Raw genomic sequence first — 17,175 nt, 5'->3', positions numbered from 1 at the left:
TGTCGGGGGCGGCGCACTGGGCAGCGACGACCCCGAAGCCGCGACCTTCGCGGCGCTCACCGAACATTACAATCCTACGCTGGCCGCGATCGCCGACCTTGCGGTACCGGTGGTCAGTGCGGTGCGCGGCGCGGCGGCGGGCATCGGCAGCAGCCTCGCGCTCACCGCGGACTTCTGCATCGCCAGCCCGACCGCCTATTTCCTTCAGGCGTTCGTCAATATCGGGCTGGTGCCCGACGGCGGCGCGACGTGGCTGCTGCCGCGTATCGTCGGGCGCGCGCGCGCGATGGAAATGATGATGCTTGGCGAACGGGTGTCGGCCGAACGCGCGCTGGAATGGGGATTGATCCACCGGGTGGTCACCGACGAACGGCTGGATGAGGAGGCGCTGGCGCTGGCGCAGCGGCTTGCGCGCGGCCCGACGGTCGCGCTCGGCCTGATGCGCCGCGCGGTCTGGCGCGCGCTCGACACCGGCCACGCCGAAGCGATGCTGGCGGAGGCCGAGGCGCAGCGCAGGGCGCGGGGCAGCGCGGATTCGGTGGAGGGCGGCATGGCCTTCCTCCAGAAGCGACCGCCCGAATTCAAGGGCCGCTGACGCCCGGCTTACGCCGCCGGCTTGGCGGCACCTGCGGGCAGGTGGATGCCGCACTCGGTCTTGGCAAAGCCGCGCCACCGTCCAGCGCGGACGTCATCCCCGTCGGTGGAGACCGGGCTGGTGCACGGTGCGCAGCCGATCGAGGGATAGCCCTGTGCCTCGAGCGGATGGCGCGGCAGGTCGTGCGCGACGAAATAGGCATCGAGGTCCGCCCGATGCCAGGTCGCCAGCGGATTGAGCTTCAACCGACCCTGCGCATCGGCGGCGTCGATCTCGAACCGTTCGAGCGCGGCGCGGGTATCCGCCTGAAACGCCTTGCGCCCCGTGATTGTGGCGTCGAAGCCGCCCAATGCGCGGGTGAGCGGCTGGACCTTGCGCAGGTCGCAACAGCCGTCGGGATCGTAGGACCAGCGTTCGCCGGCCGCGTCACGAGCAGCGAGCGCGGCGGGATCGGGGGTCAGATTGCGAAGGTCGCGCAGCCCAAGCCGGTCTGCGAGCAGATCCCGATACGCCAGCGTCTCCGGAAAATGTTTGCCGGTATCGAGAAACAGGACCGGGATCGCGGGATCGACCGTGGCGACCAGATGCAGCAGCACCGCGGATTCGGCGCCGAAGGATGAAAGCAGCGCGACGTCGCCGAGCATCCGGCTGCCCAGCACCGTCCGCAGCATCGTCGCGGCATCCTCCCCGCGAAACCGGTCGTTCAGGCGCAGCGCATCCGCCGAGGTGAAGCGCGGCGCGACATCGATCCGGTCGACTGCCCGTATGTCGAGGTCAGCCATGGCGCAGCTTCCACACCGGCACGCGTTCATCGGCCGCGGCCTGATAAACATGGTCATGCCGCGCAATCGCCGCGGCCAGCGTCGCCTGATCGACCGGAGAGGCCGGCGCGAAACTGTCAAAGCCGCACCGGCGCATCAGCGGGATCTGGTCGACGAGCACGTCGCCCTCAGCACGCAATTCGCCGCCATAGCCGGCCTCGCGCAGGATGCGTGCCGCCGAATAGCCCCGACCGTCGCGAAAGCTCGGAAAATTGATCTCGACCAACGCCAGCCGGTCGAGAAAGGGAAGGAGCGCGCGGACATCCTCGCCGGCCTCTACCCTGACCGCGGTCGCATTCGACTGACCCAGAAAGGCGTCGAGCGTGACCGCCGGCTCCTCGTGCGGCTCGTCGTCGCGCAGACGCAACAACTTATCCATAGATCGCTTCCTTGAACGGCTCCATGCCGATCCGACGATAGGTGTCGACGAAACGCTCGCCCGCCTCGCGATGCGCGATGTAGACCTCGGTCGCCTTTTCGACCGCGTCGACGACGCCGTCCTCGGTAAATCCCGGTCCGGTGATGCGGGCGAGGCTGACGTCCTCCGCGCCCGATCCGCCGAACGACAGCTGGTAGTTTTCGACGCCTTTCCGGTCGACGCCCAGAATGCCGATATGGCCGGCATGGTGATGGCCGCACGCATTGATGCAGCCGGAGATTTTGAGCTTGAGCTCGCCCAGGTCGCGCTGCCGGTCGAGATCGGCGAAACGCGTCGCGATCTTCTGCGCGACGGGGATCGAGCGTGCATTGGCGAGGCTGCAATAGTCGAGGCCCGGGCAGGCGATGATGTCGCTGATCAGGTCCAGATTAGCCTCCGCCAGCCCGGCGGCCGCCAGCGCCTGCCAGATCGCGTGCAGGTCCGCCTTGCGCACATGTGGCAGCACGATGTTCTGGGCGTGCGTGACGCGGAGCTCGTCATGGCTGTAGCGCGCGGCAAGGTCGGCCATCACGTCCATCTGGTCGGCACTCGCGTCGCCCGGAATGCCGCCTACCGGCTTGAGCGAGATGTTGACGATCGCATGGCCCGGCTGCTTGTGCGCCTTCACATTCTGGTCGATCCACACCGCAAAATCGGGATCGCTGCGGTCGACCGTGTCGTCGAGACCCTGTTCAAAGGGCGGCGGCGCGAAGAATGCCGCGATGCGATCGAACTCGACGGCCGGCGGATCGATGCCCAGCGCCTTGACCGCGACGAACTCGGCTTCGACCTGGCGGCGATATTCGTCCGCGCCGATCTCGTGCACCAGGATCTTGATCCGCGCCTTGTAGAGATTGTCGCGGCGCCCATGGCGGTTGTAGACCCGCAGGCAGGCCTCCAGATAGCTCAGCAGGTCGCCGAGCGGCACGAAATCGCGGATTTCCGGCGCGATCATGGGTGTGCGGCCCATGCCTCCGCCGACGAAGATCCGCGCGCCCATTTCGCCGTCGCGCGCGACGATCTGAATGCCGATATCGTGCAGACGCATCGCCGCGCGATCCTCCGCCGCCGCGATCACCGCGATCTTGAACTTGCGCGGCAGGTAGGTGAACTCGGGGTGGAACGTGCTCCACTGCCGGATCAGCTCGGCCCATGGCCGCGGATCGGTCAGCTCGTCTGCGGCCGCACCGGCGAACTGGTCGGACGAGATGTTGCGGATGCAATTGCCGCTGGTCTGGATCGCATGCATCTCGACCGTCGCCAGATCGGCGAGGATGTCGGGCGCGTCGGCCAGCTTGATCCAGTTATACTGCAGGTTCTGGCGCGTGGTGAAATGGCCGTAGCCGCGATCATATTTGCGCGCGACGCGCGCCAGCATCCGCATCTGCCGGCTGTCGAGCGTGCCATAGGGGATGGCGACGCGAAGCATATAGGCGTGCAGCTGCAAATAGAGGCCGTTCATCAGCCGCAGCGGCTTGAACTGGTCCTCGGTCAGCTGCCCCGCGATGCGGCGTTCCACCTGATCGCGGAATTCGGCAACGCGGGCATCGACGATCGCCTGGTCATATTGGTCGTATCGGTACATCGGCTCGGGCCTCTATCTGCGTCGGCGGGTCACGGGTTGTGCGTGACCACGGCAAGCGGGTGGTGCTGGACGATTTCGCCCAGCTCGGCGAAACCGCGCCCGCCGATCTTCACTTCGCGGTGTGCCGCGCGGATGGCCTGAAAGGCCTCGGCGACACCCGGCGCGTCGTAGCCCGCTTCGGTCGGATAGCCGACAGTGACGATCACGTCCCACTCGGCCTGGCTTTCGTCGCCACGCTCCAGCAGCGCATAGCTGGTGAACAGGCCGCGTTCGACGCCGATCCGGTCCATCGCGAACCAGTTGGCCCGCAAATAGGCGATCAGATCGGCGCGCAGTCCGGGCTTCGCGCGCAGATAGGTCTGCGTGACATGTCGCGTTTCGCGCGCCTCGCCGGGCGCTCGCGCGAGGGCGGAGGCAGGTGCGAACGAGGGTGCCGCGCACGCGAGCGCCAGCACGGCCAGGTGCCCGGCGCGCATCAGATCACCCAGCTGCCGGCTTGCGGGTCGGCAGGCTTGAGCGACAGGTCGGCGCGCACCGTCGGCCCGAGCGCGCGGATCCGGTCCTTGATATGCTCGGGACGCGGGCCATCCCCGCCCAGCACGGCATCGATGACATAGGGCACGTTCACGCGCCGCGCGGCTTCCTCCCCGCGCGCGATCGCCTCGCCATGCTCGGCGACATCGATCGCGTCGGCGACGTGGCGCGACCACCCGCTGCCGGTCCACCACACGACATCGCCGGTCTTCAGGTCATTGCCGGTCAGGATCTTCACGCCAGCGCCTCCGCCGCTTTTGCCCATTGCCCCAGCTGATCCTGCGCATCGGCCAGCCGCGCCACCTCGCCGACGACGATGACGGCCGGCGACGCGACGCGCTGGCGCGCGACCATCGCGCCAAGATCGGCGAGCAGGGTGCGCAGCGCGCGGGCACCCGCACGGGTGCCGCGCTCCAGCACCGCGACGGGCATATCGGGGGCAACCCCGTCGGCCATCAGCTTCTCCGCGATCTGTGCAGCCGTGGCGACGCCCATGTAGATGACAAGCGTCCGGCCCTTGCCGGCCAGCCCAGACCAGTCCTGTTCCGACAGCCCCTTGCACTGGCCGGCGACGAAGCTGACCGTGCTCGACCAGTCGCGGTGGGTGAGGGGGAGCATCGCCTGCGCCGCGCAGCCGAGCGCCGCCGATACGCCCGGAATCACCTCGACCGGGATGCCCGCGTCGCGCAGCGCCTCGACCTCCTCGCCGCCGCGGCCGAACACGAACGGATCGCCGCCCTTCAGCCGGACGACGGTCGCGCCGCGGCGGGCGTGCGCCACGAGCAGCGCGTTGATCGCCTCCTGCGGCAGGGTATGGCGCGCGCGCTGCTTGGCCACCGAAATCCGCGCCGCCGCCCGCGGTGCCAGGTCGAGCATGCGCGGGTCGATCAGGCCGTCATGGACGACGACGTCCGCGATGCGGAGAGCATCGGCGGCACGCAGCGTCAGCAGCCCCGGATCGCCGGGGCCGGCCCCGACCAGGATGACCCGGCCGTCGCGGGTAGCGGAGTGCGCCTCTGTCATGCCGTTCGAGATGCGCCGCCGCCGCGCAAGTTGCAATCGATCGATGCTTGGCGTCACCGTAGCAGAACTTTTCAGCGCCCGACGCGGACCGGATCACGCCGGACTGGCACTGGACATCACCCGTCGCGCAGACCGATGCCGATCGATGCCCGGGCGAGCTCGGCTTCGGACGACACGACCGGATAGGCGCAGTAATCCGCCGCATAATAGGCGCTCGGCCGATGGTTGCCCGACCAGCCGACGCCGCCGAACGGCGCGGACGAGGATGCGCCGTTGGTGGGGCGATTCCAGTTGACCACGCCGGCGCGGATGTTCGACCAGAATTGCTCGTACAGCGTCGGCTCCTGGCTGATCAGCGCGGCGGACAGCCCGTAGCGGGTGTTGTTGGCCTCGGCGATCGCCTCGTCGAAGGTCGCGGTGCGAAACACCTGCAGCACCGGGCCGAACAGTTCGCCGTCGGGCCGATCGGTCGCATGGGTCATGTCGATGATGCCGGGCGACAGGAACGGCCGCCCCTCGATCAGGCGGTGGAGGTGGCGGATCGGCCGGCCGCCGCGCGTCAGCAGCCCGACAAACGCCTCGGTCAGCTGGTCGGCGGCGTCGTTGTCGATCACCGGACCCATGAACGGGGCCGGGTCGGCATGGGGTTCGCCGATGATCATCCGCGCCACGAGCTTCTCGATCTCCGCGATCAGCGGATCGGCCAGCCGCTCGTCGACGATCAGCCGCCGGGCGTTGGCGCACCGCTGGCCCGCGGTGGTGAACGCCGACTGCACGACCAGCACGGCCGCGGTGTAGAGGTCCGGGGTGCTCCACACGACGATCGGGTTGTTGCCGCCCATTTCGAGTGCGAGGATCTTTTCGGGATGCTCGGCGAACATCCGGTTGAGCGCGATGCCGGTGCGCGCCGATCCGGTAAACAGCAGCCCGTCGATGTCGGGATGGCCCGCCAGTGCCTTGCCCGCTTCCGGTCCGCCGATCAGCAGGCGGACGCAACCCTCCGGCACGCCCGCCGCGCGATAGCAATCGACCAGCATCTCGCCGACCGCGGGGGTCTTTTCCGACGGTTTGAACACAACCGCATTGCCTGCGAGCAGCGCGGGCACGATGTGGCCGTTGGGCAGGTGCGCCGGGAAGTTGTAGGGTCCCAGCACCGCCAGCACGCCGTGCGGCTTGTGACGCAGCGCGACCCGGCCGTTCATCGGCGCTTCCATCCGCCGCTGGCCGGTCCGTTCCGAATGCGCGTTGACGGAGATGTCGACCTTGCCGATCACGGTTTCGACTTCGGTGCGCGATTCCCACAACGGCTTGCCGGTTTCGCGGGCGATCAGGTCGGCCATCGCGTCGGCGCGGGCGCGTACGACATTGGCAAAGCGGCGCATCGTCTCGACCCGCACCGTATAGGGGCGTGCGGCCCATTCCGCCCACGCGGCGCGCGCGATCCCCACTTCTGTATCGGCATTTCCGTGGGGCTTGCGCCACAACACCGCGCCGGTGGCGGGCTCGGTCGAAATCAGTTCCTGCGGCATTCAGCATCCTGCGGCCAGTTGCCGGGCTCATGCACCAGATTTGCCGCCGATGCCAGTCACCTGGCGAACGCAGGCACTTACCCGTCCGCCAGTGCCGCGCCCATCGCGCGGATCGCGTCGATCTTGGCGTGGAACGCCGACCAGTCGTCGGCCTGATCGATGCGTGCCCAGATCGCCTCGACCTCCGCGATGTCGAGCGCGCACGGCGCATCGCCGTGCCAGTAGCGATCGTTGCGCGCGCTGCGCGGGGCGTGACGCGCCAACAGCGCACGCACGTCGTCGAATGCCGGGCCATAGCTGTCGGGGATGTCGCGCGCGAAGCTGTCGAAGAAGAATCGGTCGATCGGTACCTGGCTTTGCGCCAGTGCGGTGTCGAGCGCGCGGGCCAGCGCGTCCCCGTCGTCAGGATCGCCGGGCGTGCGCCCCAGGCGCCACAGCAGCGCCTCGCGCAACGCGGCCCGATATTCGGGCTCGAACGCATCGAGCGCCGCGATCAACGGCTCGGCCGCGCTGACGATGCGCAGGCTGACCGCGAGCTGCATCACATCCCAGTGGATCGCCTCCGCCTGCCGGCCGAAGGCGTACAGGCCGCCATGGTCGAAATAGGCCGCGGTGAACGCCGCGTCCCAGGTCGGCGCGAACCGCCACGGGCCATAGTCGAAGCTTTCGCCGGTGACGTTGATATTGTCCGAATTGAGCACGCCGTGGACGAAGCCCGCCGCCATGTACCCCGCCGCCAGCCGCGCGGTCGCGCCGACGACATGGCGGAGCAGGCGCGGGGCGGCATCCGACGGGTCTTCCGCTTCCTCGCCATAAAAGTGGCGCAGGACATAGGCGATCAGCCGCCGCATCGCTTCCTCGTCGCGCAACTGGGCGACACGCTGGAACGTCCCGATCCGGATATGGCCGTGGCTCAGCCTGACCAGCACGCTCGACCGGGTGGGGGAGGGCTCGTCGCCGCGATGCAGCGCCTCCCCGGTCTCGACGAGCGAAAAGCTTTTGGATGTGTCGACCCCCAGCGCCTCGAGCATCTCGGTCGCCAGCACCTCGCGCACGCCGCCCTTGAGCGTCAGCCGGCCGTCGCCGAAGCGGCTCCAGGGTGTCTGACCCGAACCCTTGGTGCCCAGGTCGAGCAGACGGCCGGCACCGTCGCGGAGCTGGGCGAACAGGAAACCGCGCCCGTCGCCGATGTCGGGATTGTACACGCGGAACTGGTGGCCGTGATAACGCAGCGCCAGCGGCGCCTCCAGGCTGCCCGGCAGTGGCGTGAACCGCGCGAAATGATCGATCCACGCGCGATCGTCGAGCTGGTCGAGGCCGATCGCGGCGGCGTGGCGGTCGTTGCGGAAACGCAGGATCGCCGCGGGGAACGCCGCCGGTTGCACCGGGTCGTAGAAGCCGTCGCCGAGTTCGAGGATCGTGCGTTCGGGATGAAAGGACACGGGCGCTTGCGGGGGCTTGGACATGCGGCGATATGGGGTGGCATGGCGACGCAACGCAACCACGGTTCGCGACTGACCGACCCGGCCGGGCCCGCACCCGCCTGGCAGGACGGCTATTGGTGGTCGAACGACGGTCTGCGGCTGCATTATCGCGACTATGCCGGGCCGGACGATCGCCCGGCGCTGCTGTGCATGCCGGGCCTGACGCGCAACGCCCGCGATTTCGACGGGCTGGCGGCGCGGCTGGCGGGTGACTGGCGGCTGATCGTCGTCGATCTGCGCGGGCGGGGCGAAAGCGCCTATGCGCGCGACCCGATGACCTATGTCCCGCTCACCTATCTGCAGGATCTGGAGGTGCTGCTGCGCCAGCTCGACCTGCCGCGGATCGTGCTCGTCGGAACGTCGCTGGGCGGCATCTTGGCGATGCTGCTGGCAACGGCCGAACGGGGGCGGGTGGTCGGCGCCGTGCTCAACGATGTCGGGCCGGAGATTGACCCGGCGGGCCTCGCGCGCATCCGCGGCTATGTCGGCAAGGGCAGCTGGCACCCAACCTGGATGCATGCCGCGCGCGCGGTGGCGGAGGCGAATGCCGACGCTTATCCCACCTATGAGATTCAGGACTGGCTGGGCATGGCCAAGCGGCTGTACCGGCTCAATTCCAACGGTCGGATCGTGCTCGACTACGACATGCGCATCGCCGAGCCGTTCCGGGTGCCGGGCAACGAGGCGGGGCTCAACATGTGGGGGGCGCTCGATGCGCTGGCCGGTGTGCCCGTGCTCGTCCTGCGCGGGGCCTGCTCGGATATTCTGAGCGACGAGGTCGCGCGGCGGATGCGCGATCGACTGCCGCAGGGCGAACTCGTGACGGTCCCTGACACCGGCCATGCCCCGACGCTCGACGAGCCGGCGGCGGTCGCGGCGGTCGACGGGCTGCTCGCGCGGCTGGCCAGCGGCGCGCGTGCCTGAACCCGATGCCGGTCCGCATCCTGCATCTGCATTCGAGCTTCGATCTGGGCGGCAAGGAGGCGCGTGCCGTCCGGCTGATGAACGCCTTTGGCGACCGCGCACGCCACGTCATCGTCTCCGGCGTGCCGGGCGCTTTGGGCGCGCGCGATGCGATCGCGCCGGGCATCGCCTATGAAATCGCGCAGGACCCGCCGCCGCTGACCGGGCGTCCGTCGGTCGCGCGCTATGAGGCGATCGCGCGGTTCATGCGCCGTTTCGACCTGGTGCTGACATATAACTGGGGCGCGATCGACGGGGTGATGGCGCGCCGGGTGTTCGGCAAGGGGATGCCACCGGTCATCCATCACGAAGACGGCTTCAACGACGACGAGGCCAATGGCCTCAACCCGATGCGCAACACCTATCGCCGCCTCGCGCTGGTCGCGGCGCACCGACTGGTCGTGCCGTCGCATACGCTGGCGCGGATCGCGACGCGCGCGTGGAAGCAGCCGGCTGCCCGCGTCGCGCGGATCAGCAACGGCATCCCGGTCGACCGCTATGCCACCGCCAAACCGCGCGCCAACGCCATTCCGGGGTTCAAACGACGGCCGGGAGAAGTCGTCATCGGCGCCATCGCCGGTCTGCGCCCGGTCAAGGACCTAGCGCTCCTCGTCCGCGCCACCGGTGGCGTGGTCGGTGCGCGTACCCGGCTGGTCATCGCGGGCGAGGGGCCCGAGCGCGCGGCGATCGTGCAGGCGGCCGAGCTGATGGGGATGGGGGACCAGGTCCACCTGCCCGGATTCCTGCCCGAACCGCACCGCTATATCGGTCTCTTCGACATCTTCGCCCTGTCGTCGCGCAGCGAGCAGCAGCCGATTTCGGTGATGGAGGCGATGGCGAGCGGGTTGCCCGTTGTCGCGCCGCCGCTGGGCGACATCCCCGAAATGGTCGCGCCGGAGAACCTGCCCTATATGGGAATCGACCGCCACGAGGTGCATCTGCGCGACCGGCTCCAGGCACTGGCCAACGACGCGCCCGCCCGCGCGCGCATCGGCGCGGCGAACCTCGCACGGGCCCGTGCACTGTTCGACGAACAAGCGATGATCGCAGCCTATGGCAAGCTTTATGGCGGGGCGATCGGCGGAATCGACCTGTCGGCATGAGTCGCCCGCGCCTGTCTTTGCAGGAATTGCTCGATTCGTTTTCGTGATGCCGCTATCGTCGCGCCGGTTTTACAGGAGAAGTCGTTGTTCAAGGGCATCAAGCCGATCACCTATCATGGTCGGGAAGTGTGGCCGCTGATCGAGGGGGGCAAGGGGGTTGCCGCCACCAATCACGCGAGTGCGGGGGCATGGGCCGCGGCTGGCGGGATCGGGACTGTATCGGCGGTGAATGCCGACAGCTACGACGCCGACGGCAAAATCATTCCTCAGATATACCGCGCACTTACCCGCCGCGAACGGCATGAGGAGCTGATCGAATACGCCATCGAGGGCGCGGTCCAGCAGGTCCGGCGCGCCTTCGAGATCGCGGGCGGGCGCGGGGCGATCAACATCAACGTGCTGTGGGAAATGGGTGGCGCGCAACGTGTGCTGCACGGCGTGCTCGAACGCACCCGCGGCATGGTTGCGGGCGTCACCTGCGGCGCGGGGATGCCGTATAAGTTGTCCGAAATTGCGGCGTCCTATGGCGTCAACTATCTGCCGATCGTCAGTTCCGGGCGCGCCTTCCGGGCGCTGTGGAAGCGCGCTTATTCAAAGGCGTCTGAATGGCTGGCGGCGGTGGTCTATGAGGACCCGTGGCTGGCCGGCGGGCATAACGGGCTGAGCAATGCCGAGGATCCCCGCGCGCCGCAGGATCCCTATCCGCGGGTCAAGTCGCTGCGCGAGACGATGCGCGAGGGCGGCATTTCCGACGATGTTCCGATCGTGATGGCCGGCGGCGTCTGGTATTTGCGCGACTGGTCGAACTGGATCGACAATCCCGAACTGGGCGCGATCGCCTTCCAGTTCGGGACCCGGCCGTTGCTGACGCAGGAAAGCCCGATCCCCGACGCCTGGAAAGCCCGGTTGATGACGATCGAGGAAGGCGACGTGCTCCTCCACAAATTCTCGCCCACCGGCTTCTATTCCTCTGCGGTGCGCAACCCGTTCCTGCGCAACCTGGAAGCGCGGTCGGAGCGTCAGATCCCGTTTTCGACGCAGCAGGCCGGCGATCACACCTTCCAGCTCGACGTGGGCGTGCGCGGCAAGAATTTCTGGGTGACGCGCGGCGACCTGCTCCGCGCGCGCGAATGGCATGGACTGGGCTTTACCGAAGCGTTGAAGACTCCCGACAATACGCTGGTGTTCGTCACGCCCGCCGAGAAGGCGGAAATTCGCAAGGACCAGGCGGACTGCATGGGCTGCCTCAGCCAGTGCGCCTTTTCGTCCTGGGCCGATACCGAAACCAATTCGACCGGCCGGCCGGTCGATCCGCGCAGCTTCTGTATCCAGAAGACGCTTCAGGACATCGCGCATGGCGGCGACACCGAGCAAAATCTGATGTTTGCCGGCCATGCCGCCTATCAGTTCAAGCGCGATCCCTTTTATTCCAACGGCTTCGTGCCGACCGTCAAGCAGCTGGTCGATCGTATCCTGACAGGGGATTGAGCCGATGGCGAGGCGGTTTCCCTGGCGCTTGCTGACCATCCTGCTCGTGCTGCCCGGCATCGGCGGCGCTGCGGACGCCCAGCGGCGCAAGACGCCGTATTTCGCGTCGATCGCCGCCGACCGGGCGATGATGCGTACCGGGCCGGGGCGCAACTATCCGGCGATATGGCTCTATCGGCGCGACAACCTGCCGATCCGCGTCGTCGACATCTACAAGGACTGGCGCAAGATCGAGGATCCGGACGGCACCCAGGGATGGATGCTGGTCAATCTGTTGAGCAGCCAGCGCACCGGGGTCGTGATCGGCGGCGTGACGCCGATGCGGGCGACGCCCGGCCCCGGTGCAAAGATCAACTGGCGTGCTGCACCGGGCGTGGTCGGCAAGCTCGACGAATGCCGCGCGGGGTGGTGCCTGTTCGACGTGCGCGGCCGGACCGGCTATATCGAGCAGGCAAGCCTGTGGGGGGTCGACCCCGGCGAGGAATTCTGACGCGCGAGACGGCGGGTCAGCCCTTGACCCGCTGCCACAACGCTTCCTGGGCATCGAGCCCGAGCGCAGCGAAATCGCCGTCCGCCAGGGCCTCCATTGCGCGGAACCGGTGTTCGAATTTCATGTTGGCCTGGCGCAATGCCGTCTCGGGATCGATCCCCAGATGGCGTCCCCAATTGACCAGCGCGAACATCAAGTCGCCAAACTCCTCGGCGCGCTGATCGTCGCACGTAGCTTCGTCCAGCTCGGCGATCTCCTCGACCACCTTGGCGCGCGGGCCCTGTGCGTCGGGCCAGTCGAAGCCGACGCGCGCGGCGCGCTTCTGAAGCTTTTCCGCGCGCAGCAGGGCGGGCAGGCCCGCGGCAACACCCGCCAGCGCACTCGGATCGTTCTGCTTTTGTTTACGTTCCTGTGCTTTGATCGTTTCCCAGCCCGGGTTGGTTCCGTCGCCGAAAATGTGCGGGTGGCGGCGCTCCATCTTGTCGCTGATCGCGGCGACCACGTCGGCAAGGTCGAACGCGCCGGCTTCCTCGGCGATGCGGCTGTGAAAGACGACCTGCAGCAACAGGTCGCCCAGTTCGTCCTGGAGGTCCGCCATGTCGTTGCGCTCGATGGCGTCCGCAACTTCATAGGCTTCCTCGATCGTGTAGGGCGCGATCGTCGCGAAAGTCTGCGCGAGGTCCCATTCGCAGCCATGCTCGGGATCGCGCAGTCGCGCCATGATTGCGACAAGGCGTTCGATCATGCGCCGACGCTCGCATTGGCGGGGCAAGTTACCCGTGCGACACGAGAGAGGGGCTTGACGGGGCGCGGTGACGATCCCGGGCCTGCCTCAGCGCCATATCGCAAAGTCCGATAATATACATTATGTAAAATGGCGAAGCGCATTCAGTTCGACTCCTCCGCTGACGCCGTGGTGCCGGCGGGTTCGAGGACGAGCACCCCCTGCTCGGTGCGAAAGCTGTCAAGGCGCGACAGGAAGTTCATGCCCAGCAGGTCGACGTCCCCGAAATTGGGCGCGACCAGCACGCCAAGGTCCTCGGTCTGGATAGGTCCGACCTCCAGTCGGTCGATCCGCGCGCGCCGCGCCTCCACCGGTCCGTTGGCGGTGTCGACGACCGCGACCAGTCCGCCATCATCGACCGCGACTCCCGCCGCCTGCGCGGTTGCCACCGACAAGGACGTGGTCGTCGCGCCGCTGTCGATCAGCATCCGGCGCGCCACGCCGTTGATTCGCACATTGGCCCAGTAATGGCCGTCATCGGATGCCGGAATGCGCAACGCGCCGCCCCGCGTGCGCTGATCGGCAAAGCCAAGCCGCGCCCCGACATCGTTGACGAAGCCGCCAATCTCGCCACGAAACGCGACGAGGATCGCGATCACGGCCGCGATCGCGATCCAGCCCAGCGCCGAACGGAGGACCAGCGACATATTGGGACGGCGTGCCGCCAGCGACGCGAGAACCAGCACGAGGAACCCGACGCTGCCGATCAGCCCGATGGCCTGCTGTTCACTCACGGTATCAACTCCATCCCGTCATGGCCGGGCCGGATATGTTCGGGCAGTTCGGCGCAAAGCGTTCGGTAATCCATGCTGTTGTCCATGTGGATCAACGCCGCGTGCCGCACGCCGAGCTCGCTTACCCACGCCACGACCTGATCGAGCGTCGGATGCGTCGGGTGCGGTTCACGACGCAGCGCATCGACGGCCCAGACGTCGATACTGTCGAACACGCGCCGCATGTCGTCGGTCATTCCGCTGAAATCGGTCGAATATCCGATGCGCTTGCCTTCATGGGCAAAGCACAGCCCGGCACTGGTGATCGCGCCGTGCGGCTGATCGACCGTGGTGACGACCAGGTCGCCGATCTCCATCCGGTCGGGCAGCGGATCGAGCGTCGCGACAGGTGGATAGCCGGCGCGGCCGTGAAAGACATAGGCAAAGCGGGCGCGCAGATCCTCGATCGTCGCCGCACGCGCAAAGCAGCGGACGGGCGCGCCCGAGTTGTGGAACAGCTGGCGCAGATCGTCGATGCCGTGGACATGATCGGCGTGCGCGTGGGTCCAGATTACCGCGTCGACGCTGGCCACGCGTGCGTCGATCAGCTGCCGGCGCATGTCGGGCCCGGTATCGACGAGCACGCGGGTGCGCTCGGTCGACACGAGGCCAGCGGTGCGCGTCCGCCAGTTGCGCGGCTCGTCGGGATCGCACCGTCCCCAGTCGGCGCCGATGCGCGGCACCCCCGACGATGTCCCGCAGCCGAGCAGCCGCAGCTTCACGCCGTGCCGCTTCCGTCGGGCGCCCCTGCCAGCGTCTTGGCGAACAGGCGGTGAAAATTCGCGCGCGTCGCGTCCGCCAGCTGCTCGGCATCTTCGCCGCGCAGCTCGGCCAGAAAGCGGCAGGTGTCGGCCACGAACGCCGGCTCGCCCGGCTTGCCGCGATGGGGCACCGGGGCGAGGAACGGTGCGTCGGTTTCAATCAGCAGCCGGTCGCGCGGCAGCCATTTCGCCGTGTCCTGAAGCGCGCGCGCATTCTTGAACGTCACGATCCCCGAGATCGAGATGTAGAAGCCGAGGTCGAGCGCGATCCGCGCGAACGCCGCGCTGGCGGTGAAGCAGTGGATAACGCCGGGAAAGCCCCCCTTCCCCAGCTCGTCGGTCAGGATTTCGGCGGTGTCGTCCTCCGCATCGCGGGTGTGCACCACGATCGGCAAACCGGTGTGACGGCATGCCGCCAGATGCGCACGGAACGCCGATTTCTGCCGATCGCGGTCGCTATGCTCGTAATAATAATCAAGTCCGCTCTCGCCGATCCCGACCACCCGGGGATGGGCTGCGCGTGCGACCAGCTTCTCGGTGTCGACATGCGGATGCGCGTCGGCTTCATGCGGATGAATGCCGATCGTCGCCCAGACATCGGGCTCGCGCTCGGCGACGCCCAGTATGTCGTCCCACTCATGCTCGCGCGTCGAGATGTTGAGCATCGCGACGACCCCGCGATCGCGCGCGCGGGCCAGCACCTCGCCCTGCTGCTCGACGAGCCCTTTGTAATTGAGGTGGCAATGGCTGTCGGCGAGCTTCACACCGCCTCCGGTTCGGGCAGGACGATGCGCGGGAAAATGGGGGTCGGCGGCGAAAGACGGAAGCCCGCCGCCTGCTGGCGCCCGTACCAGTCGCGATCCTCGAGCGCGGCGTGATCGCGCGCCGCCGCACCCAGCTGGTCGAGCAGCCGGCCCGCCGACCCCGGAATGACCGGCAGGATCGCGATGGCAAGCTGGCGGATCGCGCGGACGAGTGTGCCGAGCACCGCGTGCATACGCTCGGGATCGGTCTTGCGCAGCGCCCAGGGTGCTTGCGCATCGATATACTGGTTGCACGCGAATACCGCACGCATCCACGCCTCGATCGCCTGCGACAGTGCCAGATCGGCGAACTGCACCGCAAAGTCGGCGATCGCATCGTTGACCTGGGTCAGCAGCGCGCTGTCGGCCGGGTCGCCCCGCCCCGCGTCGGGCAATGCGCCATCCAGATTCTTGGCGATGAAGCTGAGCGTGCGCTGGGCAAGGTTGCCGAAGCTGTTGGCGAGGTCGGCATTGGCGCGGGTCGCGATCGCCTCGTCGCTGAACGTGCCGTCCTGGCCGAAGCTGATGTCGCGGAGCAGGAAATAGCGCAGCGCATCGACGCCCACCAGTTCGGCGAGCGCGATCGGATCGACCACGTTGCCGGTCGATTTCGACATCTTCTCGCCGCGGTTGAGCAGAAAGCCGTGGCCGTACACCTGGCGCGGCAGCGGCAGCCCTGCCGACATCAGGAACGCCGGCCAGTAAACCGTGTGGAAGCGCACGATATCCTTGCCGATCAGGTGCAGGTCGGCGGGCCAGTAGCGGTCGCCCTGTGGCGCGTCCGGATAGCCCGCGCCGGTCAGGTAGTTGGTCAGCGCGTCGACCCAGACATACATGACATGCCCCGGACTGCCCGGCACGGGGACGCCCCAGTCAAAACTGGTGCGGCTGACCGACAGGTCGACCAGCCCGCCCTCGACGAAGCGCAGGATTTCGTTGCGGCGGCTGTCCGGACGAATGAAATCCGGGTTGGCGGCGTAGAAGTCGAGCAGCGGCTGCTGATATTTCGACAGGCGGAAAAACCACGTCTCCTCGGTCGTCCATTCGACCGGCGTGCCCTGGGGCGACAGCTTGACGCCCCCTTCCCCTTCGACGAGTTCCTTTTCCTCGTAAAAGGCTTCGTCGCGGACCGAATACCAGCCCTCATAGCGGTCGAGATACAGGTCGCCGGCGTCCGCCATCGCCTGCCAGATCGCCTGGCTCGCGCGGTGATGATCGGGTTCGACGGTGCGGATGAAGCGATCGCACGAAATATCAAGAATGTCCGCCATTGTAATGAAATAGTTAGACATTTCATCGGCCAGCGCACGGACCTCCTTGCCCTGGGCGCGCGCGGTCTGGACCATTTTCAGCCCATGTTCGTCGGTCCCGGTCTGAAATCGCACGTCGCGCCCCGCCTGACGCTGAAAGCGCGCGATCGCATCGGCCGCGATCATCTCATAGGCGTGGCCGATATGCGGGCGGCCATTGGGATAGTGGATCGCGGTGGTGATGTAATAGGGGTCGGCCATCGCCTTGCCCTAGTGCATCGTCTCGCCGGGTTGAAGCCCCGTCGGCGCCAGCGTCGCGACTTCGGCGGCCAGCTCGAACACGGTCGTCACCACGTCCTGCGACAGGCCGATCGCGGCGGCTGCGATCGACCGCGTTCGGGCATAGGCGTCGAGCGCGGTCTTGAGCGCCCCTCCGGATCGGCCGCGCGCCTGCTCCGCGATGAAGCTCGGCGTCCGCGTCAGAAAGGCTTCATAGCGCGCCTGCGCCGCCTTGCCCGACAGCGCTCCGGCCAGCCTCACCCGGATCACGCTGTCCGGGTCGCCGGTCCGCGCGATCTCGGCCAGGTCGCGCTCGATTGCCGCCATGTCGAGCCCGGCAAAGGCGAGCGCGCGGCCCGGGGATCCCGCGCCGGCGCGCACCAGCGCGGCGATCTCGGCCTCGCTCGCCTCCGGCACCGCTTCGCGCAGCACCGCCGCCATGTCGTCGTCGCCCAGCTCCGCGAAGCGCAGCAGCCGGCATCGCGACCGGAT

18 protein-coding genes and 1 pseudogene are annotated in these 17,175 nt (G+C 67.8%); 5 read left to right on the top strand and 14 right to left on the bottom strand.

The genetic code is table 11. The features are described from left to right. Positions 1-595 (top strand): enoyl-CoA hydratase-related protein (locus tag AX709_RS07605; RefSeq protein WP_066548364.1); only part of this gene is annotated, 595 nt, incomplete at its 5' end. Positions 596-603: 8 nt separating this feature from the next. On the opposite strand, the gene AX709_RS07600 is transcribed toward AX709_RS07605, so the two are convergent. The 8 genes from AX709_RS07600 to AX709_RS07565 all read right to left on the bottom strand — a co-directional run bounded on the left by AX709_RS07600 (position 604) and on the right by AX709_RS07565 (position 7,971). Then, positions 604-1,377, bottom strand: coding sequence for a phosphoadenylyl-sulfate reductase (locus tag AX709_RS07600; RefSeq protein ID WP_066548361.1), 774 nt, complete (start codon positions 1,375-1,377; stop codon positions 604-606). Next, complete coding sequence (locus AX709_RS07595; RefSeq protein ID WP_066548348.1) at positions 1,370-1,795, bottom strand: DUF934 domain-containing protein; 426 nt, start codon at positions 1,793-1,795, stop codon at positions 1,370-1,372. The genes AX709_RS07600 and AX709_RS07595 overlap by 8 nt, the downstream gene beginning before the upstream one ends. After that, on the bottom strand, positions 1,788-3,419 hold the full coding sequence (locus tag AX709_RS07590) for a nitrite/sulfite reductase (protein ID WP_066548346.1): 1,632 nt from the start codon (positions 3,417-3,419) through the stop codon (positions 1,788-1,790). Before AX709_RS07590 ends, AX709_RS07595 begins: the two co-directional genes overlap by 8 nt. Before the next feature lie 29 nt (positions 3,420-3,448). Next, on the bottom strand, positions 3,449-3,895 hold the full coding sequence (locus AX709_RS07585) for a hypothetical protein (protein ID WP_066478672.1): 447 nt from the start codon (positions 3,893-3,895) through the stop codon (positions 3,449-3,451). Next, complete coding sequence (locus AX709_RS07580) at positions 3,895-4,191, bottom strand: DUF2849 domain-containing protein (RefSeq protein ID WP_066548368.1); 297 nt, start codon at positions 4,189-4,191, stop codon at positions 3,895-3,897. Before AX709_RS07580 ends, AX709_RS07585 begins: the two co-directional genes overlap by 1 nt. Further along, positions 4,188-4,976 carry a uroporphyrinogen-III C-methyltransferase gene (gene cobA, locus AX709_RS07575; RefSeq protein ID WP_066548344.1) on the bottom strand — a complete coding sequence of 263 codons (789 nt, stop codon included), beginning with the start codon at positions 4,974-4,976 and terminating at the stop codon, positions 4,188-4,190. Before cobA ends, AX709_RS07580 begins: the two co-directional genes overlap by 4 nt. 116 nt (positions 4,977-5,092) lie before the next feature. Further along, positions 5,093-6,505 (bottom strand): succinylglutamate-semialdehyde dehydrogenase, encoded by a 1,413-nt coding sequence (gene astD / locus AX709_RS07570; protein WP_066478677.1) that lies wholly within the window; start codon positions 6,503-6,505, stop codon positions 5,093-5,095. A 77-nt stretch (positions 6,506-6,582) separates the two neighbouring features. Beyond that, on the bottom strand, positions 6,583-7,971 hold the full coding sequence (locus tag AX709_RS07565) for a protein adenylyltransferase SelO family protein (protein WP_066548341.1): 1,389 nt from the start codon (positions 7,969-7,971) through the stop codon (positions 6,583-6,585). 18 nt (positions 7,972-7,989) lie between these two features. Here AX709_RS07565 and AX709_RS07560 point away from each other — a divergent pair, with 18 nt between their 5' ends. The 4 genes from AX709_RS07560 to AX709_RS07545 all read left to right on the top strand — a co-directional run bounded on the left by AX709_RS07560 (position 7,990) and on the right by AX709_RS07545 (position 12,033). Beyond that, on the top strand, positions 7,990-8,913 hold the full coding sequence (locus AX709_RS07560; RefSeq protein WP_066548339.1) for an alpha/beta fold hydrolase: 924 nt from the start codon (positions 7,990-7,992) through the stop codon (positions 8,911-8,913). A 5-nt stretch (positions 8,914-8,918) separates the two neighbouring features. Next, positions 8,919-10,055, top strand: coding sequence for a glycosyltransferase family 4 protein (locus AX709_RS07555; RefSeq protein WP_066548338.1), 1,137 nt, complete (start codon positions 8,919-8,921; stop codon positions 10,053-10,055). 84 nt (positions 10,056-10,139) lie between these two features. Next, on the top strand, positions 10,140-11,543 hold the full coding sequence (locus AX709_RS07550) for an NAD(P)H-dependent flavin oxidoreductase (protein WP_066548336.1): 1,404 nt from the start codon (positions 10,140-10,142) through the stop codon (positions 11,541-11,543). A 4-nt stretch (positions 11,544-11,547) separates the two neighbouring features. Beyond that, positions 11,548-12,033, top strand: a complete 486-nt coding sequence (locus AX709_RS07545) for an SH3 domain-containing protein (protein WP_066548333.1) — start codon at positions 11,548-11,550, stop codon at positions 12,031-12,033. Positions 12,034-12,049: 16 nt separating this feature from the next. Here the strand turns inward: AX709_RS07545 and mazG are convergent, their stop codons facing one another. The 6 genes and pseudogenes from mazG to AX709_RS18885 form a co-directional block, all read right to left on the bottom strand. Then, a complete protein-coding gene (gene mazG, locus AX709_RS07540; protein WP_066548332.1) occupies positions 12,050-12,778 on the bottom strand; it encodes a nucleoside triphosphate pyrophosphohydrolase in 729 nt (242 codons plus the stop codon). 143 nt (positions 12,779-12,921) lie between these two features. Continuing rightward, positions 12,922-13,551, bottom strand: a complete 630-nt coding sequence (locus AX709_RS07535) for a retropepsin-like aspartic protease family protein (RefSeq protein WP_066548329.1) — start codon at positions 13,549-13,551, stop codon at positions 12,922-12,924. Continuing rightward, entirely contained in the window at positions 13,548-14,312 is a 765-nt protein-coding gene (locus AX709_RS07530) for an MBL fold metallo-hydrolase (RefSeq protein ID WP_066478695.1), read from the bottom strand. The genes AX709_RS07535 and AX709_RS07530 overlap by 4 nt, the downstream gene beginning before the upstream one ends. Further along, positions 14,309-15,115 (bottom strand): TatD family hydrolase, encoded by an 807-nt coding sequence (locus AX709_RS07525; protein ID WP_066548326.1) that lies wholly within the window; start codon positions 15,113-15,115, stop codon positions 14,309-14,311. Before AX709_RS07525 ends, AX709_RS07530 begins: the two co-directional genes overlap by 4 nt. Then, positions 15,112-16,665 (bottom strand): methionine--tRNA ligase, encoded by a 1,554-nt coding sequence (gene metG, locus AX709_RS07520; RefSeq protein ID WP_066548325.1) that lies wholly within the window; start codon positions 16,663-16,665, stop codon positions 15,112-15,114. Before metG ends, AX709_RS07525 begins: the two co-directional genes overlap by 4 nt. Before the next feature lie 9 nt (positions 16,666-16,674). Further along, positions 16,675-17,175 (bottom strand): annotated as a pseudogene (locus AX709_RS18885) (DNA polymerase III subunit delta'); the annotation flags it as partial.

The organism is Sphingomonas sp. CCH15-F11, from assembly GCF_001557005.1.
Taxonomy (GTDB): Bacteria; Pseudomonadota; Alphaproteobacteria; order Sphingomonadales; family Sphingomonadaceae; genus Sphingomonas.
Note: the sequence above shows the minus strand (reverse complement) of the source record. Positions and strands in the feature narration are given on the sequence as shown.

Bases quoted from the DNA above. Each gene is read 5' to 3' on its own strand.
- AX709_RS07555 (WP_066548338.1), top strand. From the start codon at position 8,919: ATGCCGGTCCGCATCCTGCATCTGCATTCGAGCTTCGATCTGGGCGGC.
- AX709_RS07565 (WP_066548341.1), bottom strand. From the start codon at position 7,971: ATGTCCAAGCCCCCGCAAGCGCCCGTGTCCTTTCATCCCGAACGCACG.
- AX709_RS07595 (WP_066548348.1), bottom strand. From the start codon at position 1,795: ATGGATAAGTTGTTGCGTCTGCGCGACGACGAGCCGCACGAGGAGCCG.
- AX709_RS07560 (WP_066548339.1), top strand. From the start codon at position 7,990: ATGGCGACGCAACGCAACCACGGTTCGCGACTGACCGACCCGGCCGGG.
- astD (WP_066478677.1), bottom strand. From the start codon at position 6,505: ATGCCGCAGGAACTGATTTCGACCGAGCCCGCCACCGGCGCGGTGTTG.
- AX709_RS07590 (WP_066548346.1), bottom strand. From the start codon at position 3,419: ATGTACCGATACGACCAATATGACCAGGCGATCGTCGATGCCCGCGTT.
- mazG (WP_066548332.1), bottom strand. From the start codon at position 12,778: ATGATCGAACGCCTTGTCGCAATCATGGCGCGACTGCGCGATCCCGAG.
- AX709_RS07585 (WP_066478672.1), bottom strand. From the start codon at position 3,895: ATGCGCGCCGGGCACCTGGCCGTGCTGGCGCTCGCGTGCGCGGCACCC.
- AX709_RS07545 (WP_066548333.1), top strand. From the start codon at position 11,548: ATGGCGAGGCGGTTTCCCTGGCGCTTGCTGACCATCCTGCTCGTGCTG.
- AX709_RS07600 (WP_066548361.1), bottom strand. From the start codon at position 1,377: ATGGCTGACCTCGACATACGGGCAGTCGACCGGATCGATGTCGCGCCG.
- metG (WP_066548325.1), bottom strand. From the start codon at position 16,665: ATGGCCGACCCCTATTACATCACCACCGCGATCCACTATCCCAATGGC.
- cobA (WP_066548344.1), bottom strand. From the start codon at position 4,976: ATGACAGAGGCGCACTCCGCTACCCGCGACGGCCGGGTCATCCTGGTC.